23 protein-coding genes are annotated in these 25,948 nt (G+C 72.2%); 5 read left to right on the top strand and 18 right to left on the bottom strand.

From position 1 onward, the window contains the following. Positions 1-242: 242 nt before the first annotated feature. From M6B22_RS17795 to M6B22_RS17745, 11 genes are read right to left on the bottom strand one after another with little or no spacing between them, the layout of a single operon-like run. A complete protein-coding gene (locus M6B22_RS17795) occupies positions 243-1,667 on the bottom strand; it encodes an amidase (RefSeq protein ID WP_269442916.1) in 1,425 nt (474 codons plus the stop codon). Beyond that, positions 1,664-2,473, bottom strand: coding sequence for a MaoC/PaaZ C-terminal domain-containing protein (locus M6B22_RS17790; RefSeq protein ID WP_269442915.1), 810 nt, complete (start codon positions 2,471-2,473; stop codon positions 1,664-1,666). Before M6B22_RS17790 ends, M6B22_RS17795 begins: the two co-directional genes overlap by 4 nt. Beyond that, positions 2,470-2,895 (bottom strand): nuclear transport factor 2 family protein, encoded by a 426-nt coding sequence (locus tag M6B22_RS17785; RefSeq protein ID WP_269442914.1) that lies wholly within the window; start codon positions 2,893-2,895, stop codon positions 2,470-2,472. Before M6B22_RS17785 ends, M6B22_RS17790 begins: the two co-directional genes overlap by 4 nt. Continuing rightward, positions 2,896-3,690: an SDR family oxidoreductase gene (locus M6B22_RS17780; protein WP_269442913.1), complete on the bottom strand. Its 795-nt coding sequence runs from the start codon at positions 3,688-3,690 to the stop codon at positions 2,896-2,898. Further along, a complete protein-coding gene (locus M6B22_RS17775; RefSeq protein ID WP_269442912.1) occupies positions 3,687-4,874 on the bottom strand; it encodes a lipid-transfer protein in 1,188 nt (395 codons plus the stop codon). Before M6B22_RS17775 ends, M6B22_RS17780 begins: the two co-directional genes overlap by 4 nt. Beyond that, positions 4,871-5,263: a MaoC family dehydratase gene (locus M6B22_RS17770; protein WP_269442911.1), complete on the bottom strand. Its 393-nt coding sequence runs from the start codon at positions 5,261-5,263 to the stop codon at positions 4,871-4,873. Before M6B22_RS17770 ends, M6B22_RS17775 begins: the two co-directional genes overlap by 4 nt. Beyond that, the gene (locus tag M6B22_RS17765) at positions 5,260-6,357 is read right to left on the bottom strand and encodes an acyl-CoA dehydrogenase family protein (RefSeq protein WP_269442910.1); all 1,098 of its coding nucleotides are present in this window, start codon (positions 6,355-6,357) and stop codon (positions 5,260-5,262) included. The genes M6B22_RS17770 and M6B22_RS17765 overlap by 4 nt, the downstream gene beginning before the upstream one ends. Beyond that, the gene (locus M6B22_RS17760; RefSeq protein WP_269442909.1) at positions 6,357-7,277 is read right to left on the bottom strand and encodes a bifunctional MaoC family dehydratase N-terminal/OB-fold nucleic acid binding domain-containing protein; all 921 of its coding nucleotides are present in this window, start codon (positions 7,275-7,277) and stop codon (positions 6,357-6,359) included. The genes M6B22_RS17765 and M6B22_RS17760 overlap by 1 nt, the downstream gene beginning before the upstream one ends. Next, positions 7,274-8,440, bottom strand: a complete 1,167-nt coding sequence (locus M6B22_RS17755) for an acyl-CoA dehydrogenase family protein (RefSeq protein WP_269442908.1) — start codon at positions 8,438-8,440, stop codon at positions 7,274-7,276. The genes M6B22_RS17760 and M6B22_RS17755 overlap by 4 nt, the downstream gene beginning before the upstream one ends. Before the next feature lie 9 nt (positions 8,441-8,449). Next, the gene (locus M6B22_RS17750; RefSeq protein ID WP_269442907.1) at positions 8,450-10,129 is read right to left on the bottom strand and encodes an AMP-binding protein; all 1,680 of its coding nucleotides are present in this window, start codon (positions 10,127-10,129) and stop codon (positions 8,450-8,452) included. Continuing rightward, the gene (locus M6B22_RS17745) at positions 10,126-11,313 is read right to left on the bottom strand and encodes an NADH:flavin oxidoreductase (protein WP_269442906.1); all 1,188 of its coding nucleotides are present in this window, start codon (positions 11,311-11,313) and stop codon (positions 10,126-10,128) included. Before M6B22_RS17745 ends, M6B22_RS17750 begins: the two co-directional genes overlap by 4 nt. A 141-nt stretch (positions 11,314-11,454) precedes the next feature. Between M6B22_RS17745 and M6B22_RS17740 the strand changes: the two genes are divergently transcribed. Together M6B22_RS17740 and M6B22_RS17735 are read left to right on the top strand one after the other, a co-directional pair. Next, entirely contained in the window at positions 11,455-13,101 is a 1,647-nt protein-coding gene (locus M6B22_RS17740; protein WP_269442905.1) for a class I adenylate-forming enzyme family protein, read from the top strand. A 226-nt stretch (positions 13,102-13,327) separates the two neighbouring features. After that, on the top strand, positions 13,328-14,596 hold the full coding sequence (locus M6B22_RS17735) for an LCP family protein (RefSeq protein WP_269442904.1): 1,269 nt from the start codon (positions 13,328-13,330) through the stop codon (positions 14,594-14,596). A 6-nt stretch (positions 14,597-14,602) separates the two neighbouring features. Here the strand turns inward: M6B22_RS17735 and M6B22_RS17730 are convergent, their stop codons facing one another. The 5 genes from M6B22_RS17730 to M6B22_RS17710 are packed head-to-tail and all read right to left on the bottom strand — an operon-like array spanning position 14,603 to position 20,643. Continuing rightward, entirely contained in the window at positions 14,603-15,742 is a 1,140-nt protein-coding gene (locus M6B22_RS17730; protein ID WP_269442903.1) for a zinc-binding metallopeptidase family protein, read from the bottom strand. 27 nt (positions 15,743-15,769) lie between these two features. Next, complete coding sequence (locus tag M6B22_RS17725) at positions 15,770-16,402, bottom strand: PaaI family thioesterase (RefSeq protein ID WP_407935735.1); 633 nt, start codon at positions 16,400-16,402, stop codon at positions 15,770-15,772. A gap of 2 nt (positions 16,403-16,404) precedes the next feature. Continuing rightward, complete coding sequence (locus M6B22_RS17720) at positions 16,405-17,316, bottom strand: MaoC/PaaZ C-terminal domain-containing protein (protein WP_269442901.1); 912 nt, start codon at positions 17,314-17,316, stop codon at positions 16,405-16,407. A gap of 2 nt (positions 17,317-17,318) precedes the next feature. Continuing rightward, on the bottom strand, positions 17,319-19,508 hold the full coding sequence (locus M6B22_RS17715; protein ID WP_269442900.1) for an acyl-CoA dehydrogenase: 2,190 nt from the start codon (positions 19,506-19,508) through the stop codon (positions 17,319-17,321). Between the two features lie 4 nt (positions 19,509-19,512). After that, complete coding sequence (locus M6B22_RS17710; RefSeq protein ID WP_269442899.1) at positions 19,513-20,643, bottom strand: steroid 3-ketoacyl-CoA thiolase; 1,131 nt, start codon at positions 20,641-20,643, stop codon at positions 19,513-19,515. Between the two features lie 171 nt (positions 20,644-20,814). Between M6B22_RS17710 and M6B22_RS17705 the strand changes: the two genes are divergently transcribed. Further along, on the top strand, positions 20,815-21,744 hold the full coding sequence (locus M6B22_RS17705) for a 3-oxoacyl-ACP reductase (protein ID WP_269442898.1): 930 nt from the start codon (positions 20,815-20,817) through the stop codon (positions 21,742-21,744). 6 nt (positions 21,745-21,750) lie between these two features. Here the strand turns inward: M6B22_RS17705 and M6B22_RS17700 are convergent, their stop codons facing one another. Further along, the gene (locus M6B22_RS17700; protein WP_269442897.1) at positions 21,751-22,521 is read right to left on the bottom strand and encodes an SDR family oxidoreductase; all 771 of its coding nucleotides are present in this window, start codon (positions 22,519-22,521) and stop codon (positions 21,751-21,753) included. A gap of 9 nt (positions 22,522-22,530) precedes the next feature. Then, positions 22,531-23,274, bottom strand: coding sequence for an SDR family NAD(P)-dependent oxidoreductase (locus M6B22_RS17695; protein ID WP_269442896.1), 744 nt, complete (start codon positions 23,272-23,274; stop codon positions 22,531-22,533). Between the two features lie 100 nt (positions 23,275-23,374). On the opposite strand from M6B22_RS17695, the gene M6B22_RS17690 reads away from it, so the two are divergent. Together M6B22_RS17690 and M6B22_RS17685 are read left to right on the top strand one after the other, a co-directional pair. Next, positions 23,375-24,898 carry an FAD-binding protein gene (locus tag M6B22_RS17690; protein WP_269442895.1) on the top strand — a complete coding sequence of 508 codons (1,524 nt, stop codon included), beginning with the start codon at positions 23,375-23,377 and terminating at the stop codon, positions 24,896-24,898. Between the two features lie 37 nt (positions 24,899-24,935). After that, positions 24,936-25,937, top strand: coding sequence for a 5'-3' exonuclease (locus M6B22_RS17685; protein WP_269442894.1), 1,002 nt, complete (start codon positions 24,936-24,938; stop codon positions 25,935-25,937). Positions 25,938-25,948 lie beyond the last annotated feature (11 nt).

Raw genomic sequence — 25,948 nt, 5'->3', positions numbered from 1 at the left:
CCCGCGTCCGACTGACATTCGGGCACCCGGCACCAAGCTCACGCGACGTCACCGGGCGACCCCTTCATTCTCACCGCTACCGAGCGGCCCGGTCACGGGCCATGGGGGACTGACATGGGGGCTCCTCGCGTGAGTTGAAGGAGTGGATCTCGGCTCGGCGCGCCGGCGGGGCAAATCCGGCCGCCCGCCACGAGTGCGGACAGAAGTTGACGTCGACCGGTTCAGAGAGACGTCGATCGGCTTCAGAGACTCGGGTGGCGGCCGGACCAGGGGGCAGCCTGCTCGAGCTGCGCGGCGACCCTGATCAGGACGTCCTCACGACCGAAACCGCCCACGAGCTGCACACCGATGGGCAGCCCGTCGGCACTCATCCCGAGCGGCAGCGAGATCGCGGGCTGACCGGTGATGTTGAACTGGCCTGTGTAGTGCAACAGTGCACCGATCCGCTCGTAGGCGGTAGCCATGTCGCTGAACCAACCGATCGGCGGCGGCGTGCCGTTGAGCACCGGGCACAGCAGCAGATCGAACCCGTCCGCCCACCATTTCGCCACGCGCCGGTTGAAGCCGTGCATCCACTGCACCGCACTCACGTAGTCGGCACCGCTCGACGCGCGGCCATGCTGCAGGGACAGCTGCGTCATCCCCTCCAGCCGTGATTCGTCGACCGGGGCGCCGAGAACCTGCGCCCAGCGGTCGATCTCCGCGGTGACCGAGCAGGACGTGATGGTGCCGTAGTGCGGGCCGAACTCAGGGTCGTACATCGCAGCCGGGAACGACTCCTCGACACGATGCCCGAGCCCGGTGAGCAGTTCGGCCGTGGCGCGCACGGCCGCCTCCACCTCTGGATCGCCGGGCACGTCGGCGAACGGCGGGCGCGCAAGCATGCCGATGCGCAGCCGTCCGGGCTCGGCACCGACCTCGTCCGCGAGCGGGCGAGACAACGGCGGGGCCCAGTACGGATCGCCGGGCTCCGGGCCGGCCAGCACGTCCAGCAGCGCCGCCGTGTCCCGCACGGTATGACTCAGCACCCCGTCGGTCGACGCGCCGGCCCACCCCTCACCGGCATCCGGCGCCATGCTGATCCGGGCACGCGTCGGCTTGAGCCCCACCAGCCCGCACTCGCTGGCCGGGATACGGATCGAGCCGCCGCCGTCGCTCGCGTGCGCAACCGGCACCATGCCGGCCGCGACGGCCGCGGCGCTGCCGCCCGACGAACCGCCGGTCGACCGCTCGGTATCCCACGGATTGCGGGTCGGCCCGGTGGCCAGCGGTTCGGTCGTGATCGACAGCGCGAACTCCGGCGTACTGGTGCGCCCGACGACGACGAAGCCGGCGCGACGCAGCCGGGTGACGAACCCGGTGTCATAGTCCGCGGTGTAGCCCGCATCGCGCAGGAAGCGGGTGCCCAGGTGTAATGGGTCGCCGGCCGTCGCGTCCAGGTCCTTGATCACGATCGGGACGCCGCGAAACGGCCCGTCCGGCAGCTCGCCACGCGCCTCCGCCCGCGCCCGGTCGAAGCGCTGATGGATCACCGCGTTGATCGCCGGGTCGAGCTTCTCGATCCGACCGATCGCGGCATCGACCAGCTCCGCCGGCGACAGGGCACCGGCGGCGACCAGTTCCGCGGACGCGGTGGCGTCGAGCCAGCGCAGATCGTCCGCCGTCACCGGCTGTCCTGGAATCGGACGGTCCCGGCAGTCAGCACCGGGGTGCCGGCGTGCACGGCGCGGAACGCGGTGCCGGCGCCGCCCCCGGTCCACAGCTGCAGGTCGAGCACCTGGCCCGGCAGCACCGGCGCCGCGAACCGGCCACCGAGCTCAAGCACGTCCGCCGGGTGCGCGCCCGTCACCGCCGCGATCCGCAGCACCGCGGCGGCCAGCGTGCAGAGCCCGTGCAGAATCGGTCGCGGCTGGCCGATCGCCGCCGCGGCAGCCGGGTCGATGTGGATCAGGTGCCGGTCGCCCGTCAACCGGTAGAGGGCGGCCTGGGTGGCGAACGTCGGCAGGGTCGTCTCGACGTCCGGAACACCCTCGGACGAAGCAGGCGTTGCCGGACCGCGCGAACCACCGAAGCCGCCACGTCCCGGCGCAAAGATCGACCACGTCGCGCGGAAGTACCGGCTCTGCACCACGACGTCGAACACGGCCGCCGAGCCCTTGTCCCACACGTCGCCGACGCGCGCGGTCATCAACACCTCGCCAGAAGCCGGCAGCGGGTCCAGCACCTGCAGCCGCTGCGCGCCGTGCAGCGCGGTGGCCACGTCCCACGCACCCCGCCCGGCCAGAACGTCCGGCGCCCACTGCGCGAGCGTCAGCGCGAACGTCGGCAGGACGCGCAGCCGCCGCTCGAAGACCAGGTCCAGGTCGCTCGCGCCGGCACCGACCGCGAGCGCGTACAGGATCGCGTCCCGCTCGTCGTACCGCACGGTCCGGCTGCCGAGGTCGGCCCCGGCGAGCGGATGAGGCTCCGTCACGGTGTCGCCGTCAATTCGAGCCGACCGGTCCCCGCCGTCGGTGTGCACACCCTGGACGCTATCCGCCAGCCGTCCGCGGTACGCACCAGCGTGTCGTGGTACTCGCCGAGGAAGTCCCAGTACCGGTCGGGCTCGGCACGCTGCATCGGGTCCACGCCGGCACGCAGGTGGAACGCGCGCACGTAGCTGGTCACGCTCGCACGGTCACCGTCGACCCGCACGCGGTGGTTGCCGAGCAGGTGCTGCGTCGGACCGCAGCCGCCGAGGTAGCCGATCGTGTTCGCCGTGATCGCCTCCAGGCCGCGCTGTCCGTACGCGACGGCGTCCGGGGTGAACACCTCAGCCATGCGCTCCCACTGCTTGTGGTCGAAGATCCACGCCGCCTCGATCAGCACCTCCACGATCGCCTGCCGGTCGTCCATTCACAGATCCGGGAAGGGCATGTCGAGGTTCGACTTCACCAGCCCGCCGTCGACCGCGAGCACCTGCCCGGTGACGTAGGACGATGCCGGCCCGGCCAGGTACAGCACCGCTGCGGCGACGTCCTCGACGGTGCCGATGCGGTGCAGCGGCGTCTCGCGCTCCAGCAGCGCCTTCATCGCCGGGTCGGCGGCAACCTTCTCCAGCGAGTCGGTCAGCACCGCCCCGGGCGCCACCGCGTTCACGCGCACCTTCGGGTTCAGCTCGGCGGCGAGCAGGCGCACCGAGTGATCCAGCGCCGCCTTGCCCGAGCCGTACGCGACGTAGCCCCGGCCGACCACATGCCCGATCGCGCTGGAGACCATGACCACGCTGGCCGAGTCGGACTCGAGCAGGTGCGGCAGCGCGCACCGGACCAGGCGCAGCCCGTTGATCACGTTGCTGCGGAACGAATCGACCAGCATCTCGTCGTCGGTCTTCGCGAACGGGCGCGGGAACGCGCCGCCGGTGATCGACACGACGACGTCGAGCCGGCCGTACTCGGCGACCACCCGCTGCACTGCCGCCGCGGTGTCGTGCGCGTCGTAGGCGTCGGCGACGACCGGCAGCGCCCGCCGTCCGGTCTGCTCGCGGACCTGCGCCGCCACCTTCTCCAACTGCTCGCCGGTCCGCGCCAGCACCGCGACGTCGGCACCGGCACCGGCCAGCGCGAGTGCCGCCGCGGCACCGATGCCGCGGCCTGCGCCGGACAGCAGCGCGACCCGCCCGTCCAGCCGGAAGGTGTCCAGCACGCTCATCTCGCAGCTCCCAGAATCAGTCCGCTCGTCGGGACCCCGGTCCCGGCCGTCACGATCACGTTCTCGACGCCGTCGGGCTGGTTGACCGACGTACCGCGGATCAACCGCACCCCTTCGGCGATGCCGTTCACGCCGTGCAGGTAGGCCTCACCGAGCTGGCCGCCGTGCGTGTTGGTCGGCAGCGCGCCGCCGAGTTCGAGGTTGCCGTCGGCGATGAAGTCCTTCGCCTCGCCCGGCTTGCAGAAGCCGAGCTCCTCCAGCTGCGGCAGCACGAGTGGGGTGAAGTGGTCGTAGAGGATCGCCGCGTCCAGGTCACTCGGGCCGAGGCCGCTCTGCGCGTACAACTGCCGGCCGACCAGCCCCATCTCCGGGATGCCGGTGATGTCCGGACGGTAGTAGCTCGCCATCATGTGCTGGTCGGCGCCGGCGCCTTGTGCCGCCGCGCGCACCAGCGCCGGCCGGTTCCGCAGGTCGCCGGCCCGCTCGGGAGAGACGAGCACCAGCGCCTGGCCGCCGTCGGTCTCCTGGCAGCAGTCCAGCAGCCGCAGCGGCTCGGCGATGTACCGCGACGCCTGATGATCGGCCAGCGTGATCGGCCGCTGGTAGAACCACGCCTTCGGGTTGGTCGCAGCGTGCTTGCGATCGAGCACTGCGACGCGGCCGAAATCCTCGCTGGTCGCGCCGTACTCGTACAGGTAGCGGCGTGCGAACATGGCCACCCACTGCGCCGGCGTGTGCAGCCCCTGCGGCGTCAGCCACGAGTAGGCAGCACGGTCGGCGGTGGCGTCGACCGGACGGTCGCCCTGGCCCAGCCCGAAGCGCACCCCGGAGCGCTCGTTGAACGCGCGGTAGACGACGACCACCTGCGCGATTCCGGTCGCGATCGCCATCGCGGCCTGCTGCACGCTCGCACACGCCGCCCCACCGCCGTACCCGATCCGCGAGAAGAAGGTGAGCTCGCCGATGCCCAGAGCCCGGGCCACGACGATCTCGGAGTTCGTCTCCATCGTGAACGTGGTGAGGCCGTCGACGTCCTCGGGTCGCAGGCCGGCATCCTCGAGCGCGGCGAGGATCGCCTCGCAGGCCAACTGCAGCTCACTGCGCCCAGAGTCCTTGCTGAACTCGGTCGCGCCGATGCCGACGACGGCCGCGCTGCCGGAAAGCCCCGTCCCGGAGCGGCTCATCGCGTGTTGCCCACGGTCAGCGTGACGGTGCCGGTGACGTGCGCGCCCAGGCTGTTCGCGCCGCGGACGGCGACGGTGACCAGCTCGCCGTCGACCTCGGTGACCTCGCCGGTCATCGTCATCACGTCGCCCGGATAGTTAGGCGCGCCCAGCCGGATCGCGACCTTGCGCAGCCGCGCTGCCGGGCCGGCCCAGTCGGTGACGTACCGGCCGACCAGCCCGTTGCTGGTCAGGATGTTCATGAACACGTCCTTGGAACCGCGTTCGCGTGCCAACTCGGGGTCGTGGTGCACGTCCTGGTAGTCGCGGCCGGCGATCGCGGTGGCGACGATCAGCGTGCGGGTGATCGGGATCCGCAACTCGGGCAACTGCTCGCCGACCGCGCTCATGACGCGATCCGTCCGCCGAGCCGCTCCAGCCGGGCCGCCTGCCCGCCGAGCAGTCCGGCCAGTTGCTTGCCCCACAGCAGGTAGCGGTGGATCGGGTAGTCGACATCGACGCCGATGCCGCCGTGCAGGTGCTGCACGCGGTGCACCACGCGCGCGCCGCCGTCGGCCGCCCACCAGGACGCCACGCCGACCGAGGTGCCGACCTCAGCACCGGCCGCCGCGCACAGCCAGGCGGCCTGCCACAGCGTGACACGCATCGCCTCGACGTCCAGGTAGCAGTCGGCAAGCTGGTGCTGGACTGCCTGGAAGGTGCCGATGGGGCGGCCGAACTGTTCGCGTTCGCTGACGTACTTCGCGCCTTGGCGCATCGCGCTCTCGGCCACGCCGAGTTGCACCGCGGCGATCGCAACCTGGGCCAGGTCGAGCAGCCGGTGAAGCGCGCCGGCGCCGCCCAGCAGTTCGGCCGGCGCATCCGCGAAGCTCAGGTGCGCGGCGAGCTCGTGCGCCGTCGTGTCGGCCGGCTCGCCGCAGATCCCGGCGGCGTCCAGGTCGGCGAGGAACACCGCGGGTTCGCCGTCCGGCAGGCACGCCGAGACCAGCACGCGGCCGGAAACGTGCGCGGCGGGAACGGCAGCCTTGGCCCCGGTCAACCGCCAGTGGCCGTCGGCGTTCCTGATCGCCCGGGTGGCGGGCGTGGTCAGCGCGCCGGCGCCGAACTCCTCGAGCGCGACCGTGAGCATCAGGCTGCCGTCGGCGACCTGCGGCAACACCGCGCCCTGCTGCGCCCCGGTGCCGAGCTCGGCGATCGCGAGCGCCGCGGTCACCGTCTGCCACAGCGGCACCGGCGCCACGTGCGCCCCCTGCTGTTCGAGCACCAGGCACGCCTCGACCAGCCCGAACCCGGCACCGCCGGACGCCTCGGGCACTGCGACGCCCAGCAACCCGGTAGCCGCAAGCTGGGCCCACAGCTCACGATCTACGCGCTCCTCGCCGGCCTCGACCGCGCGTACCCGTTCGACGCTCGCGTGCCCGCCGAACACCTGCGCCGCCAACGCCTGCAGCGACCGCTGGTCCTCGGTGAAGGTGAAGTCCATCAGGCCTCCCTGGCGGCGGCGGTGAAGGCGGGCAGCGTCAGGTCGGGATCGGCGTCGATCCACACCAGCCTCACCGGCAGCCCGATCTCGATCTCGTCCGGCTCGAGGCTGACGACGTTGGCGACCAGGCGCACGCCCTCGTCCAGCTCGACGAGCACGATCGGCAGCGGGTAGTCGAACCCGGGCGCCTGCGGATGGTGGTTCACGACGAAGCTGTGGACAGCGCCGCGCCCGCTCGCCTCGACCGTGTCCCAGTCGAAGGAGTGACACGTGGGGCAGCACGGCGCCGGCGGATGGCGCAGCGCACCGCACGCCGTACACCGCTGGATCACCAGGCGGTGCTCACGGGCAGCGTCGAACCAGAACGCGTTGTCCCGGTTGAGCGCCGGCCGCGGACGGAGCCCGGGGGTCCCGGTGCGGCCGGTACCGGGACGGAATCGCAACGTGCGCCAGCGCTGCACCCCGACGACCTCCTCGTGCTGGTCGCGATAGGTCTTCACCGTGGTCACGAAGTGTCCGGCGCCGAGCGCGGTCTGCTTCTCGGACGAGATGCTCTCGACGGTCTCGGTGGCGCTCAGCCGGTCACCGGGAACCAGTTCGCGCAGGTACTCCTGCTCGCAGTCGGTCGCGACCACCGAGCTGAACCCGTCCGCCGCGAGCGCCGCCCACAGCTCGCTCAGCGCATCGCCGGGCGGGGCGGGCGCCTGCGAGGCGGCGTAGCCACGCATCGTCCACGCCTGCAGCATGGTCGGTGGCGCGATCACGCTGTCGCGGCCGGTTGCCCGCGCTGCGCGCTCGTCGAGGTACACCGGGTTCGTGTCGCCCATCGCCTCGACCCAGTGCCGGATCATCGGCAGGTTGACCTCGTCCTGCGCGTCGGACGCCGACCCGGAACGCCCCACGAACTGCTCGTAGTTCATGTCGTTCTCCTCACGCGCGGCAGCCCGAGGCCGGCGGTGGCCACGATGTCACGGAGCACCTCGTTGACGCCGCCCCCGAACGTGTTCACCACCGCCTGGCGCGAGACCTGTTCGACCTCACCGGAGAGCGCGGCGGCAGGAGAGCCGGCGCGCAACCGGCCCGCGGCACCGAGCACCTGCACCAGCGTCCGGTAGGTGTCCAGGTGCGTCTCGGTGCCGTACACCTTGGTCGCCGACGCATCCGCCGCGCCGAGCGTGCCCGCCGCCACCGCCTCGGTCATCCGCCAGTTCAGCAGCCGCATCGCCTCCAGCCGGGCGTGGGTGCGCGCCAGCTCGGCGCGCACCCACGGCGCGTCCAGCGCGCCGCTGTCGCGGCTGGTCTGCACCGTCTGCTCCCACAGCGCGATCGCCCGGCCGCCGAGTGCCGCGAGGCCGATCCGCTCGTGGTTGAGTTGAGCGGTGATCAGCGACCAGCCACCGTGCACCGGCCCGACCAGGTCGGCGGCCGGCACCCGGACCCCGCTGTAGTACGTGGCCGTGACGCTCATCCCGCCGACTGTCGGGATCGGCGTCCAGGAGAAGCCGGGGTCGGCGGTGGAGGCGATCAGGATCGAGATTCCCTTGTGCACCGGGGCATCGGCATCGGTGCGGCAGGCGAGCCAGATGTAGTCGGCGGTGTTCGCCCCGCTGGTGAACACCTTGCTGCCGTCGACCACCCAGCTGTCGCCGTCGCGGACGGCGCGGGTGCTGAGCGAGGCAAGGTCGGTGCCGGCGCCCGGTTCGGTGTAGCCGATCGCGAAGACGAGCTCGCCGGACAGGATGCCCGGCAGGTAACGCCGCTTCTGCTCCTCGGTGCCGTGGGCCATCAGGGTCGGTCCGACCGTGTTCACCGTGACGAACGGGAACGGGATGCCGGCCCGCTGCACCTCGTCGAAGAACACGTACTGCTCGGCCACCGAGCGACCCTGGCCGCCGAACTCGGTCGGCCAGCCGATGCCGAGCCAGCCATCAGCACCGAGCTTGGCGACGATCTCGCGGAACTGCTGCCCGCCGACGCCCTGCTCGTGCGCGGCTCGACGGTCGTCCTCGGGCAGCAGTGCGGCGAAGTACGCCCGCAGCTCGCGGCGCAGCTCGACTTGTCCGGTGCTCTCGCGCAGCTCCACGCCCGGCCCCTAGACCCGCACCGCGGCCGCGGGCAGCAGCCGTTGCCGGCCGCTGGCGAAGAACTCCGCCTCCAGCGCGCGCTTGTCCTCGTTGCTCATCAGCCGGTAGTCCACCTCGCCGCGTCCACGCGAGGCGTACACCGGATCGGCGCACAGCCATGCCTCGTTCTGCATCTGCTTGCTCATCAGCTTGTTCGAGCCGGTGGTCGGCAGCGCGGCAGACACGCGGACGAAGCGTGGCGTCGCCTTGGTGCCCAGGTCCGGCTGCGCGGCGAGAAAGGCCGCGAACGCCGCCGCGTCGAATGCCCCCGGATCGGCCACCTCGAGGGCGACCATCAACTGGTCCCCCGAGCGCGGGTCGGCGATGGCGAAGGCTGCGGCGGCGAGGACCTGCTTGTGCCGCCGCAGGATCCGGGTGACCACGAGCGTCGAGAAGTTCTCCCCGTCGACCCGCACCCAGTCGCCCCTGCGCCCGGCGAAGTACAAGAACCCCGCCTCGTCCAGGTAGCCGAGGTCACCGCTCCAGTACCAGCCGTCGCGCACCCGTTCCCGGTTCGCCGCCTCGTTGTTGTAGTAGCCCTCGAAGCGGGCAGCGGCGCCGCGGTCGGCGATCTCGCCGATCGCCTCGTCCGGGTTCAGCAGCCGGCCGTGCTCGTCCAGCCGGGCCGGCGCGCAGCGGCGCAAGGTCGCCGGATCCAGCACCGCGACGTCGTCGTTCGCCGGCCGGCCGAGGGCGCCAGAGGGCGCGTCCGGAACCCGGCGGACGTGCCCGGTACTCTCGCTCGACCCGTACGCCTCGACGAGCCGCGCGCCGAAACGCCTGGCGAACTCGGCCTGGTCCTCCGGCGAGGCCTCGGTACCGAAACCGTGATCGAGCTCGTTGGCGGCGTCGTCGTCCCGCTCCGGCGTGGCCAGGATGTACGAGATCGCCTTGCCGACATAGGTGAAGTAGGTCGCGCCGTAGAAGCGGGCATCGGGCAGGAAGCCGGATGCCGTGAACGCACGCACCAGGCAGATCGTGGCCCCCTGCGACAGCGCCGGTGCCCACAGCCCCATCAGCGCGTTGCCGTGGAACAGCGGCATGCAGCAGTAGCACACGTCGGCGCTGTCGATGTCGTACTTCGCGCAGTTCGCGAACGCCAGCCGGGCCAGCCGGCCCTGCGTGCAGCGGGCCGCCTTCGAGGCCCCGGTGGTCCCGGAGGTGAGCAACAGCAGGAACAGCGTGGACGCCTCGACGGCGTCGGCCTTGGTGGGCTCGCACGCGTGCGCCCGGATCAGTTGCGGATAGCCGGCGTCGTCGACGAGCACGAACGCATCGGCGGGCACCCCGACGTCCAGCCCGTGCAGCAGGTCACGTCCGGGGCGATCCGTGACGATGAACTGGCAGTCGACATGGCGTACCTCCCGCTCCAGTTCGGCGCCGCGACGCGTCGGATTGATGCCCACCACGGCTGCGCCGGCGAGAGCCGCACCGCCCAGCCAGAACAGGAAATCAGGAACGTTCTCCAGCAGGATGCCGACGTGGAACGGGCGGCCCGGATCCCGCCTCTCGGTCAGGACGGCGGCCCGCGCCGCACTCTCCCGGACCACCTCGTCCCAGGTCCAGGTGCGCTCGCGGGTGCGCAGCCCGGGGCGCTGGTCACCCACGCGGGCCAGCAGCAGGCCCGCGACGGTGTCGCTGCTGTTCATCGTTCGCTGCTGGGCACCAGCACGCAGTGGGTGCCCCGGTAGATCGTCGGCATGCACTTGTTGCAGTGGATGCACAGGGACTTGGCGGTCTCGTCCTTGGCGATCCGGTTGATCAGATCCGGCTCGCGCAGCAGGGCACGCGCCATCGCCACGAACTGGAACCCCTCGGCCATGGCCAGGTCCATCGTTGCCTTGTCGGTGATCCCGCCGAGCAGTACCAACGGCAGGTCGACTGCGGCGCGGATCTGCCTGGCCTGCTCCAGGAGGAACGCGTCGCGGTACGGGTACGCCTTCAGCAGGCGCTTGCCGAACAGCTGCACGCCGAGCTTGACCGGTTGCGGCATGACGGCGGCGAACTCGGTGAGCGGAACGTCGCCCTTGAACAGATACATCGGGTTGCGCAGCGAACTGCCGGCGGTGAGCTCGAGCGCGTCCACGGTGCCGTCGGACTCGAGCCACTGCGCCACCTGCGCCGCCTCGTCCAGCCAGAATCCGCCGGGGACACCGTCGTCCATGTTCAGCTTGGCCAGCACCGCGATGCGATCGCCCACCGCGTCGCGCACCGCCCGGGCGGTCTCGCGGGCGAGCTTGGCCCGGTTCGCCAACGACCCGCCGAACTCGTCCTTGCGCTTGTTCAGGTTCGGGCTCAGGAACGAGCTGACGAAGTAGTTGTGGCCGAAGTGCAGCTCGACCGCGTCGAAGCCGCACTCGATGGCGTAGGTCGCGGCGTCGGCATGCCGGCGCACGATGCGGGCGATGTCCGCGGCGGTGGCGGCGCGCGTCATCGACATGCTGGTGGCGTGCAGGTGGCGGCTCGCGGCCAGCGCCGGCGTGCCCAGCGCCTTGGCCGGTGCGACCGGTCCGGCGTGGCCGAGCTGCGCCGACACCGCGGCGCCCTCGGCGTGCACCGCGTCGGTCAGCCGGCGCAGGCCGTCGAGCGCCTCGTCCCGCCAGTAGAGCTGCGCCGGTGCCGAGCGCCCGTCCGCCGAGACCGCGCAGTAGGCGAGCGTGGTCATGCCGACTCCCCCGGCCGCGACCCGGCGGTGGAAGTCGATCAACCGGTCCGTGACGAGCGAGTTCGGCGTCATCCCTTCGAACGTCGCGGCCTTCAACACCCGGTTGCGCAGCCGGACCGGCCCGAGCGTGGCCGGGGCGAGCGGGTCAGGGGGTGCAGCAGTGTCCACGCGAGGTCCCTTCTTGCGCCCACGGCGGCACACCGCCCGTCCCGCCCAAGCTAGCCAGCCCGGGCGCGCGGGAACCCGGTACGTCCCGCTGACCGGGAGCGTGCGCGCGCCGGGCGCGATCGCGCGTGCCAGGCTGGCGCGGTGACCGCAGCAACGGACCCGGGCGCCCTGATGGCCGAGGTCATCGGCCGCCTGTGCGGCCCCGGCGGGGAGTTCGAGATCGCCGAGCAGGACGTGTTGGGCGTGTCGATGCCGGTGTTCACGCATCGCGAGCGCTCCCTCGGTGAACTGCTGGTGGCCGCGGGCGAGCACGGCGACCGTGACTACCTGGTCACCGCGGACCGCGGGATCAGCTACGCCGAGCACGCAGCTGCAGTCGCCTCGCTGGCGCGTGAGCTCGCCACCGTGCACCACGTGGGCAAGGGCGACCGGGTCGCGATCCTCGCCGCGAACTCGCCGGAGTGGATCGTCGCATTCTGGGCCGCCGCCTCGCTCGGTGCGATCACCGTCGGCTGCAACGCGTGGTGGACGCCGACCGAGATCCGGTACGCGCTCGGGCACAGCACACCGACAGTGCTGGTCGTCGACGCCAAGCGGGCTGCCCGGCTGCCGCCCGGCGTCGACGTCCCGGTGCTGACGGTCGAGCACGACCTGCCGGCGGCGATGGTGGCGCACCCCGGCGCCCCGCTGCCGTCGGTCGAGGTCGACGAGGACGACCCGGCCGCGATCGTCTACACCAGCGGGACCACCGGGCGGCCCAAGGGCGCGGTCCACTCGCACCGCAACCTCGTCGCGACCGTCGGCTATCACCGGCTGATGAACGCGATGGCCGCCGCGTTCCGACCGGGCGTGCCGCAGGTGTCCGGTCGGTGGCTGCTGAGCATGCCGCTGTTCCACATCGCCAGCCTGCACAACCTCGCGGTGCCACGGCTGGCGACCGGCGAGACGGTAGTGATGACCCAGGGCGCGTTCGAGCCGCACGCCGTTCTGGAACTGGTGGCGCGCGAACGGGTGACGAACTGGACGGTGGTGCCCACGATGGCGCACCGGCTCGCCGAACTAGGCGACGTCTCCGGCTACGACCTCTCGGCACTGCGCGCGTTCGGGCTGGCGTCCGCGCCGTCGTCGGTGGCGCTGCAGTCGCGGCTGCGCGACCTCATCCCGGTCGCGCGCGAGGGTCTGGTCGACAGTTACGGGCTGACCGAGTCGTGCACCGGCGCAACGGTCGCCATTCCCCCGGTGCTGGCGGCGAATCCGGGCACGGTCGGCTACCCGATCACGACGGTCGCGGTGCAGATCCGCTCGGCGTCCGGCGCGGTGCTGCCGGACGGTGACGAGGGCGAGATCTGGCTGCGCAGCCCGTACAACATGCTGGGCTACTGGAACGATCCGGAAGCGACGGCGGCGATGTTCGACGCCGACCGCTGGATGCGCACCGGCGACATCGGCTGCGTGCGCGCCGGGCTGCTGTACCTGACCACCCGGCGCAGCGATCTGATCCTTCGCGGCGGCGAGAACGTCTACCCGATCGAGGTCGAGCAGGTGCTGGACGAGCATCCGGCGGTCGACGAGTGCGCGGTGATCGGTGCCGAGCACCCGGATCTCGGGCAGGAGGTGTGCGCGCTCGTCGTGCTTGCCCCTGGCGCGTCGGTCACCCAGGCGGAACTCGCGGCTTTCGCTGCCGAGCGGTTGGCGTACTACAAGGTGCCCACGCGGTGGCGGATCAGCACCGATGCGCTGCCGCGCAACGCGACCGGCAAGGTGGTCCGCGCCGGTTTGCACATCTGACGTCGCCCTGATCGGCGTACGCCTGGCGGCCTCGCGTCATCCGCAGCACTCCCGAACACGGGGTCCCGGCGGATCAGCAGTGGGACAAGCCGGTTGCCGACCGGATCCGCGACCCCAGGTCGCCGCGCTTATGCAGCGGTGATCGTGCGCGACCGCGACCGCCCGTCACTGAGAACTGGCTGCAGCCGCTCATGGTTTCCTCGGCAACCGAAACTAACCTCAGCTCGTGACCGGCGGCGCGGAATGGGGCGAGAGCACCCGGCACGTGCCGCGCAGCCGGCACAGTCACCGTGCCCAGCCGGTCCCGCGAGGCGGCGCCGCCACCCGCGCCCGGGCGGTGCAACTCGGCAAGCTGGTGGCCGCACTGATGTCGGTCACGCTGCTGCTCGGCTTCGGCTACGGCTGGTACGAGTACCGCTCCCTGGACAACGGCCTGCAGCGGCTGCACCTGTCGAACCTCGCCGGGGCCGGCACGCCCGCCAAACCCGGATCGAAGTTCAAGGGCACCGAGCAGAACATCCTGGTCGTCGGACTCGACTCTCGTGACGGGCTCAGTGCCGCCGAGCGCCGGCTGCTGTCGGTCGGCAACGACAACTCGCTGAGCACCGACACGATCATGATCATCCATGTGCCCGCCGACGGCTCCAAGGCGACGATGATCTCGATCCCGCGCGACTCGTACGTCGACATCCCGGGCGGCTACCTGAAGAACAAGATCAACGCTGCCTACGCCGACGCGTACGTCGACAGCAGCGGCAGTGACAAGCAGAAGCAGGCCGCGGGTGCCAACGAACTGGTGAGCACCGTCGGCAAGCTGACCGGGCTGAAGATCAACCACTACATCCAGGTCGGCTTCGGCGGTTTCTACACGATCACCAAGGCGATCGGTGCCATCCCGGTCAACCTGTGCCACTCGACCGACGACACCATCGCGCACAACGAGGCAACCGGCCAGGGCGGGGTCGGCTCCAACTTCAAGATGTCCGCCGGCAAGCACAACCTGACGCCCGTTCAGGCGATGCAGTTCGTCCGGCAACGGCACAACCTCACCGGTGGCGACATCGCCCGGGAGAAGCGCCAGCGCTACTTCCTGGCCGCCGCGTTCAACAAGATCGCCTCGGCGGGTGTGCTGCTCAACCCGGTCAAGCTGAGCAACCTGATCAAGGCAGTGACCGGCTCGTTCTACGTCGACGACAACGGCTTCAGCCTGGCCGACCTCGCCGAGCAGATGACCAACCTGAGCGCGGGCAACATCGTCGGTTACACGATCCCGACCCAGGGCACGTCCACCGTCAACATCGGTGGGCTGTCGCAGAGCGTCGAGCTGGTCGACCCGGCCAAGGTCAAGTCACGCATCGCGCGGATCCTCGCCGGGTCGGCACCGAGCGCCCCGGGAACGGCGACCGCCCCGCACAGCTCGACCTCTGCGGCACCGGGGACGGCCTCGCGTACGGCAACGCCCGCCCCGAAGGCCGACGCCGGCTGCATCGACTGACGCCGGCTACCCGCTCACGGCTTGGAGCAGTCGGCAGTCGGCGGCCAGTCCGAGCAGGACTCGCGAGATGTCCGCCCACTCCTGCTCGGTGCCGCGCCCGCCGCCGCGCGTGGGGTCGTCGTGCACGATCCCGTCCAGGCCGTGCTGGTAGGCCACGTTGATGTTCGAGCTGCTCCATGGCCGCAGGATCGGCTCCACCCCGACCGAGCGCACCGCGTCCGCCGCCGCGAGCACCAGCGGATGGTCGGCGCCGCCGGGCAGCAACGCGGCCGGCTGCTGCACGCCGTCGTGGCAGATCACCGACACGCCGCATGACGCGGCGACAGTGGCCGCGAGCGCCCGGGTCTGCGCGCCGAGCGAGGACAGCACGTCCGGTGCGGTGCTGCGCAGGTCCACCCCGACCGTGCCGCGCTGCGGCGAGTGGTTGAACACCTCACCCGCTGCGAGTTGGTTCACCCGCCGGATCGTCAGCGGCCCGGACGGTGGCACGCCCGGCACCGGCTCGGACGGCACCGAGGCAGGGACCGCCGCGTGCAGCGCCGTCACGAACCGGGCGATCGCGTCGGTCACCGCCGACACCCCGCCGTAGAGCGAATGGCGTGGCTCGGCGCTGAACTCGACGACGATGCCGTCGAAACCGATAGCGTTCCAGCTGATCGTGCCGACCCCGCCCATCAGGTCGACCACCCAGCCCAGCCGATCGCCGCGGTCGGCGCACAGCGCGCGCACACCGGTGAGCCCGGTCTCCTCGCCGAGCACGAAGGCGACGGTGAGGGCGCCGAACGAACGGTGCAGTTGCGCGTACCGCAGCAACGCGAGCCCGGTCGCATCCGATGCCGTCACCTGGGTGCACGGCCCGACCAGCCGGTTGCCGTCGATCGCGAGCAGGTCGCTGGAGCGCCGCGCCTGCGCGACCGACTCCAGGTCGTCCATCGTCGCCAGGAACGTCAGCTCCCGCGAGCCGGTTCCGGTCAACGTCGCGACGACGTTGCCCACCCGGTCCAGCGACACCTCGGCGCCCGCGTCCCGCGCGAACGATGCGATCAACCCGGCGCGCTCGGCTTCGGCGCCCTCGGGAGCCGGGATCAGCGCGATCTGCCGCCACTGGCGCAGCAACAGGGCGCGGTCGGACTCGACGAACTCCACCGCTGCATTGAAGCAGAGCCCTGCCGATCAACCCCTGCCGAAACGCACGTGCTCCGGGCGGGGCGTGACGAACAGGCCCTTCGCAGAGACGCACACGGTGCCGTCGGCCGTGCTGATCTCGCCCTCGGTGCGGATCTTGCGCCCTGCGACGGAAGTCTGCCTGCCCCGCACGGTGAGCTCGGTGAACAGCGGCGTCGGCCGGTGGTAGCGCAGCGTGAGTTCACCGGTGCGCCCGGACGCACCGGCCCAGAAGTTCGCGACGCCGAGCGTGTGGTCAAGCAGCAGCGCCGACACGCCACCGTGGACGTAGCCGGGCGGACCCTGGTACGGCAGGTGCAAGGTGACCGTGCCGACCACCGAGCCGTCCGGCAGGCCGGTGATCGGCATCGGCGGGGCGATCGCGTTCTCCGGACCCGTCACCGGGTCGTGCCGGGTCACCCCCTCACCGCTCCACATGTCCGCGATCCGGTCGTCGACGGTCGGTGCCTGTTGCGCCAGTTCGTCGGCGATCGCGTTCAGTCGCAACGCGATCCCGGACAGATCGCTGGCCGACGAGCCTGCGTGCAGCAGCGATTCCAGCACCCGTCGGACGGCAGCCGTGGCGGCGTCGATCCCGGTCGCGGTCGCCTCGGCCGACAGCACCGGACGCTCGTGGGACACGGTCACGACGCACCTACGGTCATCGTCGCGTGGGTGAGTACGGGGGCGCCGTCCCGCTCGGGGCAGCAGGCCTGCAGCGTCAGCCGCTCGCCGTTGCGCCAGATGCGGGTCCGGATGCTCTCCCCCGGCACGAGCACCCCGGCGAAGCGCGCCGCGTAGTCGCGCACCAGGCTCGCGTCGCCGCCGAGTACCTCGTCGACGACGGCCTTGCAGGCGATGCCGTAGGACGCCAGTCCGTGCAGGATCGGACGGTCCAGCCCGGCGGCGGCAGCGAACTGCGGATCGACGTGCAGCGGGTTCAGGTCGCCGTTCAGCCGGTACAGCATCGCGCTCTGGGTCGACGTCGGGGAGTCGAGCACCAGGTCGGGGGGTCGCTCGGGCGCGGCCCAGGACGTGTCCGGGCCGGCATCCCCTCCCCCGCCGGCTACGCCCTCACCGGCGGGGGGACCCCCACTGAAGCCGCCTTCGCCACGGGCCCAGATCTGCGAGGTCGCCGTCCAGAGCGGACGGCCGTCGAGATCGGCGACCTCGTTCTGCAGCACGATCACCGCGGCCTTGCCCTTGTCCCAGACCTGCGCGACACGCGAGGTCGATCGCACGCTCGCGCACACCGGGATCGGCGCGTGCAGCGTGATCGCCTGCCCTGCGTGCAGGATCTTGCGCAGGTCGACGTCGATCCCGGGCAGCCGCATCGGCGCCCCCGAGCGCATCGTGGCTGCGCGGCCGCCCGCCACGAGCGCGAAGGTCGGCAGCACCTGCAGGTCCCGCTCGTAGGTCCAGCGCAGCTCGGCCGGATCGGTTCGATACGCGCCGGCGCCGAGCGAGAGGTGATAGAGCAGGACGTCCGGCTCGGTCCAGGACAGCTCGCAGGCGGCCGGCTCGGCACCCAGCGCGGCAGCAACGTCGATCGGCATGGTCAGGCCTTCGCGCCGGAGACCGGCTCGGGATCGCGCGGCAACCCGAGCAGCCGCTCGGCGATGATGTTCAGCTGCACCTCGGTCGTGCCGCCGGCGATCGTGAGGCAGCGGGCATTGAGAAAGCGGTGCGCCGCGCTCGTGCGGTCGGCGAGGTCCAGGGTGAGCGCGTCCGGACCCAGCCAGTCCATCGCGGTCTGCCAGACGAGCTGGGTGTGTTCGGCGCCGAGCAGCTTGCCGATGCTCGACTCCGCGCCCGGCTGGCCGCCGGCGAGCGAGCGCAGCGTCGTGCGCAGCGCGAGCAGGCCGCCGGCCTGGGCGTCGGCGAGCAGCGTGCCGAGCGTGCACAGCTGCTCGGCGTCCAGCCCGCCGAGCTGCGCGGCGATGGCCAGCAGCCGCTCGCCCCCGGAGCCGATCGAGGAGTCGTAGCTCAGCGCCACGCGCTCGTTCGCCAGCGTGGTGCGCGCCAGCTTCCAGCCGTCGCCGGGCTCGCCCACCAGCAGGTCGTCGGGCACGAACACGTCGTCGAGGAACACCTCGTTGAACAGGGCCTCGCCGGTGAGTTCACGCAGCGGCCGCACGTCGACACCGGGGCTGTGCATGTCGACGATGAAGTACGAAATCCCTTTGTGCTTCGGACCATCCGGGTCGGTTCGCGCCAGGCAGATGCCCCAGTGTGCCTCGCGCGCCATCGACGTCCAGACCTTCTGCCCGGACAGCCGCCAGCCCCCCTCGACCTTGACGGCGCGGGTGCTGAGCGCGGCCAGATCCGACCCGGCTCCGGGCTCGCTGAACAGCTGGCACCACACGATGTCACCGCGCAAGGACGCGGGCAGGAAGCGTTTCTGCTGCCCGGCGCTGCCGTGCGCGATCAGGGTCGGCACCACCCAGCCGCCGATGACCATGTCCACCGGACGCAGCGAGGCGGCGCGCAGTTCCTCGGCGATCACCAGTTGGGTGAGCGCGTCGGCACCCTTGCCCCACGGCGCGGGCAGGTGCGGCGCGGTATAGCCGTGCTCGGCCAGGTAGGTGTCCCGCTCGGCACCGTCCAGCGCCGCGGCGGCCTGGAGCTCGGCCCGGACCTCGGCACGGATCCGTTCGGCGTGCCCGGGAAGTTCGACGCCGAGGTTGCGGCGCACCCCCGCGATCGCCGGCTTCGCGACCCGCTGCTGCCAGCTCGCGGACGAGCCGAGCAGCAGGCGCAGGCTGTGCGCGCGGCGCAGGTACAGCCCGGCGTCGTGCTCCCAGGTGAAGCCGATGCCGCCGAGCACCTGCACGCAGTCCTTGGCGTTGCTGAACGCGGCGTCCGGCGCGAGCAGGCCGGCCACGGCTGCGGCGAGCTCGGCCTCCGCGCCGGGTGCTGCGGCTGCGCGCGCGGCGTCCCAGGCGGCGGCACGGGCCTGCTCGGCGCGGGCCAGCATGCGCGCGCAGCGGTGCTTGACGCCCTGGAACTGCCCGATCGGGCGGCCGAACTGCTCGCGTACGCGTGCGTACCCGCAGGCAGTCGTCACGCACCAGTCGGCGAGCCCGGACGCCTCGGCGGCGAACAGCACGGCGGCCAGCGTCGTGGCCCGCGCCTCGTCCAGCGGCAACACCTCGGCTCGGACGCCGGTTGCGCGCACCGTGGCCGGCCGGCAGGTCAGGTCGTAGCTGCCGGTCTGCTCGACCTCGACCTGATCGCGGGCGAGCACGACCCAGCGCAGCGCGGCGCCGTCGGTGGCAGCAGCACCGTCGCGTGCCGCGAGCACGAGCACGTCGGCGACCGCGGCACCGGACACCGGGCCGGAGATCCCGTCCAGTACCCCGTCGCGAAGCGTGAGCCCGCCGGGCTGCAGCGCGAACGCGCCGGTTGCCGAGCCGTCCGCGAGCGCCCTCAGGTGGGTGGCGTGCCCGCAGTCGTGCAGCACCGCGGACGCGAGCAGCGTGGGCAACACCGGTCCGGGCACCAGCGCGCGGCCCAGCTCCTCCAGCGCGACCGCGGCGTCCAGCAGGCTCTGCCCCGCACCGCCGTGCTCCTCCGGCAGGTGCAGCGCGAGGAGCCCCTGGTCGGCGAGCGACGGCCAGAACGGCGGAAGGATCTCGTCCTTGGCCTCGACCGCGGCGCGGACGGCGGACGGCGGGACGTGGCGCGAGGCCCAGCCGCGCACCGCGTCGCGCAGCGCGCGGTGCTCCTCGCTCAGCCCGATGCTCACCGGCTCAGATCCGCTCGATGATCGTGGCGGTGGACAGCGAACCCCCGGCGCACATCGTGATCAGCGCCGTCGAGCGGTCGCTGCGCTCGAGCTCGTGCAGTGCGGTGGTGATCAGGCGCGAGCCGGTCGAGCCGACCGGGTGGCCGAGCGCGATCGCGCCGCCGTTGACGTTCACGCGGTCCAGATCGGCCCCGAGCGCCCGAACCCACGAGAGCACCACGGAGGCGAACGCCTCGTTGATCTCGACCAGGTCGATGTCGCCGAGCTTCATGCCGGCGCGCTCGAGCACGTGCCGCGTCGAGTCGATCGGCCCGTCCAGGTGGTAGTACGGGTCGGTGCCGACCATGCCGCACGAGACGATGCGGGCGCGGGGGGTGAAGCCGTTCGCGCGCGCGTAGTCCTCGTCCATGAGCAGCACGGCAGCCGCGCCGTCGCTGATCTGCGAGGAGTTGCCGGCGGTGTGAATGCCGTCGGGCAGCACCGGCTTGAGCGCGGCCAGACCCTCGGCAGTCGTCTCGCGCAAGCCTTCGTCACGGGTGAGCAGCGCGTCGCCCGCCTGCACCGGCACGATCTCGCGCTCGAACCGGTTCTCGACCCAGGCCTGCGCGGCGCGCTGCTGCGAGCGCAACCCGAACGCGTCGACGTCGGCGCGGGTCACCCCGCGGTTGCGCGCGATCCGCTCGGCGGAGGTGAACTGGTCCTGCGTGTCGATGTCCCAATCGTCAGGCTTCGGCGAGCCCGAGTCGGGCGTGAGCGCCTGGCCGAGGAAGACCCGGCTCATCATCTCCACGCCGCAGCCGATGCCGGTGCTGATCTGGCCGGACGCGATCAGCCCGGCGATCAGGTGAACCGCCTGCTGCGAGGAACCACAGGCGGAGTCGACCGTCGTCGCGGCCACCTGGTACGGCTGCTTGCTGTACAGCCAGGCGCCGCGGGTGACGTTGTTGGACTGCTCGCCGGCCTGCGTCACGCACCCGCCGATGAGCTGGCCCACCTGCTCGGCGGGCAGGCCGACCCGCTCGATCACCGCCCGCTGCACGGTGCCGAGAACGGCCGCCGGATGCAGCCCCGCGAGGGCGCCACGGCGCTTTCCGATCGGAGTGCGTACCGCGTTGACGATCACCGGAGCGCCCATGGCCGTCCCTTCGAAGTGAAATGTATTTCAGTCACGTGGAGTCCAGCTTAGCGCGTCGGGCCGCCCGCAGCCCAACGAAGCGGTCCCGCTGATCAGGACTGCTGACAGCACATCCAGTCGGCCGACGAACTAGAATACGTACTAGCCTGCGTCGTTGCCGAGAGGAAGCCGATGAGCGAGTCGATCGATCTGGACGGCCGGACCGCGGTCGTCACCGGCGCCGGCGGCGGACTCGGCCGCGCCGAGGCGCTCGCCCTGGCGGCCGCCGGAGCGCGTGTCGTCGTCAACGACGTCGGCTCCGCGGCCGACGACGTGGTCGGCGAGATCGAGGACGCGGGCGGCAAGGCGATCGCGGTGACCGGCGACGTCGGCGAGTGGTCGATGGGCGACGCGCTGGTCACGGCGGCGGTCGAGACCTTCGGCAGCCTGGACATCGTCGTCAACAACGCCGGCGTGCTGCGCGACACCATGCTGTTCAACCTCACCGAATCGCAGTGGGACGACGTGATCCGGGTGCACCTGAAGGGCCACGCGGCGCTGTCGCGCGCGGCGGCGGTGCACTGGCGCTCGGCCAGCAAGGCCGCGGGCGGCCCGGTGTACGGGCGCGTCGTGAACACCTCGTCCGAGGCGTTCCTGTTCGGCTCGGCCGGGCAACCGAACTACTCGGCCGCGAAGGCCGGCATCACCGCCCTCACGCTCTCGACCGCTCAGGGCCTGTCGCGCTACGGCGTGCGCGCGAACGCGATCTGCCCGCGCGCCCGCACCGCGATGACCGGCCACGTCTTCGGCGCCGACCCTAACGAGGACACCGCCCTCGACGCGCTCGCCCCCGAACGCGTCGCCGAGTTCGTCCGGTTCCTCGCCGCACCCGCCGCCGACGGGATCAACGGCCAGGTGTTCGTCGTGTACGGCGGCATGGTCGCACTGCTCGCGCCGGCCACGGTGGAGAAGAAGTTCGAGGCCGCCGACGGCGTGTTCACCGCGGCCGAGTTCGCCGGCCAGGTCACGCCCTACTTCGAGGGTCGCAGCCCGTACCGGACGTTCTCGGCCTACTCGATCGCGCAGCTGGACACGACGGGCATCCAGAACCTCACGCAGTAGTTCGGGTCACCAGATCGTGTCGCCGCGCAGCGTGGCCTCCGCGCCGCCGTCCACGAACAGCACCTGCCCGGTGACGTGCGTGTTCGCCGGGCTGACCAGGAACGCCAGCGGCGCCGCGACCGCCTCGGCCGGCGCGTAGCCGTTCAGCGGCATCGGCACCGCGGCGTCCATGATCGGCTTCATCACCGGGTCGTTCATCAGCTCGCCGCTCATCGGGGTGAGCACCACGCCCGGGCCCACCGCGTTCAACGCGATGCCCGCACCCGCCCACTCCGGGGTTATCGCGGCGCGCCGCACCCAGCGGGCCAGCGCCGCCTTCGACGAGGAGTAGAGCAACGCCCAGGCCTGCTCGGCCAGTAACTCCTCCGAACGGCGACGCGCAGCCACCTCGTGCTGCGCCAGGCAGGCGGCCACGAGCGCCTCGTCGGTCGGGTGCACGCTGGACACCGAGCTGATCAGCGCGGCGCGCGGGTCGTTGCCGGCGGCGAGCAGCGGACGCAGCCCGGTGAGCAGGTCGACCACGCCGAAGAAGTTGACGCTCGGCACCGCCGCGTTCGCGCCGGTGATGCCGGCACATGCCACCACGACGTCGAGGCCGCCACGCTCGCCGATCGCCTCGACCGCGGCGGACCGGCCGTCCGGCGTGCCCAGGTCGGCGCACACGTCCGCGTCCTTGAGGTCGACACCGAGCACGTCGACGCCCTGCTGCTGCAGCAACACCGCGGTCGCCTTGCCGATCCCGGACGCCGAGCCGGTGACGACAGCACGTCGGGTCATGGCGATCTCCTAGATGTGTGAGCCGCCGTCGAGGCGAAGTTCCGAACCGGTCCAGTACCGGCCGTCGGCGGACGCCGCGAAGGCGATCGCCGCGGCGACGTCCTCGGGCTCACCGAAACCGAGCAACGGCAGCACGCGGCCGTAGTAGCTCCGGTCGGCGTCCTCGGGGAAGGTGACCTTCGCGGTGAGCGGGGTGCGCACGCCGCCAGGGGAGATCGCGAGCACCCGGATGCCACGCGGCGCGAGTTCGGCGGCGAGCGTCTGGGTCAGGGCGAGCACCGCACCCTTGCTGGCTGCGTACGCGGCCATGTACGGGTGGCCGTGGGTGGCAGCGCTCGAGGCGATATTGACGATCACCCCGGTGTGATCGGGCAGATGCAGCGCGGCCTCGCGGCAGAACAGCGCCGTGCCGATCGTGTTGACGGCGAACAGTTCCTGCAACTCGGCGACGGTCAGCGTCGCCAACGGGGTGGTGCGCTGGATCCCGGCGACGTTCGCCAGCACATCCAGGCCGCCGAGCTGTTCGCGCGCGGCGGCCACGGCCGCGATCACCGCCTGCTCGTCGCTGACGTCGGCCACGTGCGGGACGAAGCGGCCCGATCCGATCTCGCCCGCGGTCTGCTCCAGCCCCGCCTCGTCGCGATCCACGCCGAACACGGCGGCACCCTCGGCGGTGAGCCGCCGCGCCGTCGCGCGCCCCATTCCGGACGCGGCACCGGTGAGCAGCACCGCCTTGCCCTCGAAGCGGTTCATCGGGCCGACGCTAGCCACGCGGCCGGGCCGCGCGCCGCGACCGCTCCCGGTGACCGGGACGCCCCTGGCCGCTCGGCGTTGTCCGCGGGACAGTCGCGAGATGGACCTCGAGTGCGACGTGGCGGTCGTCGGCTCCGGCGGCGGCGCGCTGGCCGGCGCGTACACGGCAGCGAGCAACGGGCTGCGGACGGTGGTGCTGGAGAAGACCGCCCTGTTCGGCGGCACGTCCGCGTACTCCGGCGCCGGCCTGTTCCTGCCCGGCAACCAGGCCGAGGCGCGCGCCGGTGTCGTGGACTCCGTCGATCGCGGCCGCACCTATCTGCGCGCGGTACTGGGCGACGGCGACGACCCGCGCCGCGAGGCGTACCTGCGCACCGCGCCCGAGCTTGTCGAGTTCCTCGAGCGCGACCCGCTGCTGCGATTCCGGTACTTCAGCTTCCCCGACTACTTCGCGGTCGACGGCCGGCTTCCCGGTGGCGGCCACATCGTCCCCGCGCCGCTGCCGTCGGCCGAACTCGACGCCGACCTGCTCGCCCTGCTGCGCCCGACCATCGCGGCCGAGCGCAACGGCGTCGACGTGCCGCGGGACACGCTCGGCGGCGGGCAGGCGCTGATCGGCCGGCTGCTGCTCGCGCTGCGCAGGACCGGGAACGCCGAGCTGCGCACCGGGGCGTGCGTCGAGCGGCTGGTGGTCGAGGGTGGGCGGGTCGTCGGGGTCCAGGCCCACACCGACGACGGCCCGCTGCGGGTGCGAGCGGCGCGCGGTGTGCTGCTGGCAGCCGGTGGTTTCGAGGGCAACGCCGCACTGCGCGCCGCTTGCGACACGCCGGGACGGCCCGACTGGACGATGGGGCCGCGCGGCACCAACACCGGCGAGCCGATCGAGGCCGCGGTCGCGATCGGCGCGGCCACCGACCTGATGGACGAAGCCTGGTGGTGCCCGGCCCTGGTGCAGCCGGACGGGTCGGCAGCGTTCTTCCTCGGCCTGCGCGGCGGCATCTTCGTCGACCGCAACGGCGAGCGGTTCGCCAACGAGTCGCTGCCCTACGACCGGATGGGGCGGGTGCTGGCCGCGGACCCGGCCACCCGGATCCCGTGCCACTTCGTGTTCGACTCGCGCGAGGGCGGCCAGTTGCCCGCGATCAACTGCGTTCCCGGAGCACCCCGCGCGCAGTACCTGGCCTCCGGCGCCTGGGTGCGCGCCGAGACGCTCGAGGAGCTGGCCGGCCTGACCGGGGTGCCGGCCGGCGCGCTGCGCGACAGTGTCGAGCGGTTCAACGGGTTCGCCGAGACCGGCGTGGACGAGCAGTTCCACCGCGGCGAGGACGAGTACGACCGCTACTTCGCCGCCCCGTCCGACGCGCCGAATCCCTGTCTCGTCCCGCTCGGGCAGCCGCCGTACCACGCGGCTCGGGTGGTGCTGGGCGATCTCGGCACGAAGGGCGGGCTTCGCACCGACGCCGACGCGCGGGTACTGCGCACCGACGGCAGCGCGATCGACGGGCTCTACGCGGCGGGCAACACGAGCGCGTCGGTGATGGGCCGCCACTACCCCGCCCCGGGCAGCCCGATCGGCACGGCGATGGTGTTCGCCTACCGTGCGGCGCGCCACCTGGCGGGTTGACGGCGCGATCGTCGCAGGCGCCTGGCACAGTGGGTGCGTGGAAGAGCCGGTGGTGCTGGTGATCGACGGGAACTCCCTCGTCCACCGCAGCTACCACGCGATGGCCAGCAGCGAGCAGCCTCGCTGGGCGGTTCGCGGTCTGCTGACCCAGCTCGTCGCGGCGGTCGACCGCGTCCGCCCCACCGCCGTGGTGGTCGGGTTCGACGACCCGTGCCGGTCGCTGCGCCGCGAGCGCTGGCCCGGGTACAAGGCCAACCGGGCCGAGAAGCTGGCCAGCCTGGTCGAGCAGCTCGCCTGCGCGGTCGAGGTGATGCGCGACCTCGGGCTAGCCGTCGTCGTCCCGGACGGGCTGGAGGCCGACGACGTGAGCGCGTCGGTCGCCGCGTTCGCCCGCGGCCTCGGCGGCCGGACCGTGATCGCGACGTCCGATCGCGACGCGTTCGCCCTGATCGACGAGCGCACCAGCGTGCTGCGCATCATCAACGGCGGCGTCGAGGCCTCGCCGACGATGACGCCCGAACGCCTGGTCATGCTGCTCGGCGTCACGCCCGCCCAGTACCGCGACTACGCGGCGCTGCGCGGCGACCCCTCCGACAACCTGCCCGGCGTGCGTGGCGTCGGCCCGCGCACCGCCGCACGCCTGCTCGCCGAGTTCGGCTCCGCCGCGAGCGCGTTCGACGACCTGGACGCGGTGGGCGACCGGCTCGGGGCGGGCGTGGCCGGCCGGCTCGCGCACCCCGAGGCGCGCGCCGCCTGGGAGCTCAACTGCCAGGTGATGGCGATGCACCACGACGTCCCGCTCGGGCTGGACGTCACGGCCGGAGCCGGCGTGCTGCCGCTGCCGGTGGCCGTCGTGGACGCGGTGTTCCAGGCGCAGAACCTGGTCTGGTCCGCCGCCAAGGCGGCACAGATCCTCGCCGGCGCCGACCTGCCGCCACGGCCCGTCGCGGAGCAGTGGGTCGCGTCGGCACCACCGCGCCCGGCGGTGCGCCGGCTGCCCGTACGGGTGCCGGTCAGCGACCAGCTCGCGCTCTTCTGAGCGCTGCCCTC

Origin of the sequence: Jatrophihabitans cynanchi (assembly GCF_027247405.1) — a bacterium.
GTDB classification, from domain to species: Bacteria; Actinomycetota; Actinomycetes; order Mycobacteriales; family Jatrophihabitantaceae; genus Jatrophihabitans_B; species Jatrophihabitans_B cynanchi.
The sequence above is the reverse complement of the archived record's forward strand: the minus strand, read 5'-3'. Positions and strand labels throughout refer to the sequence as shown.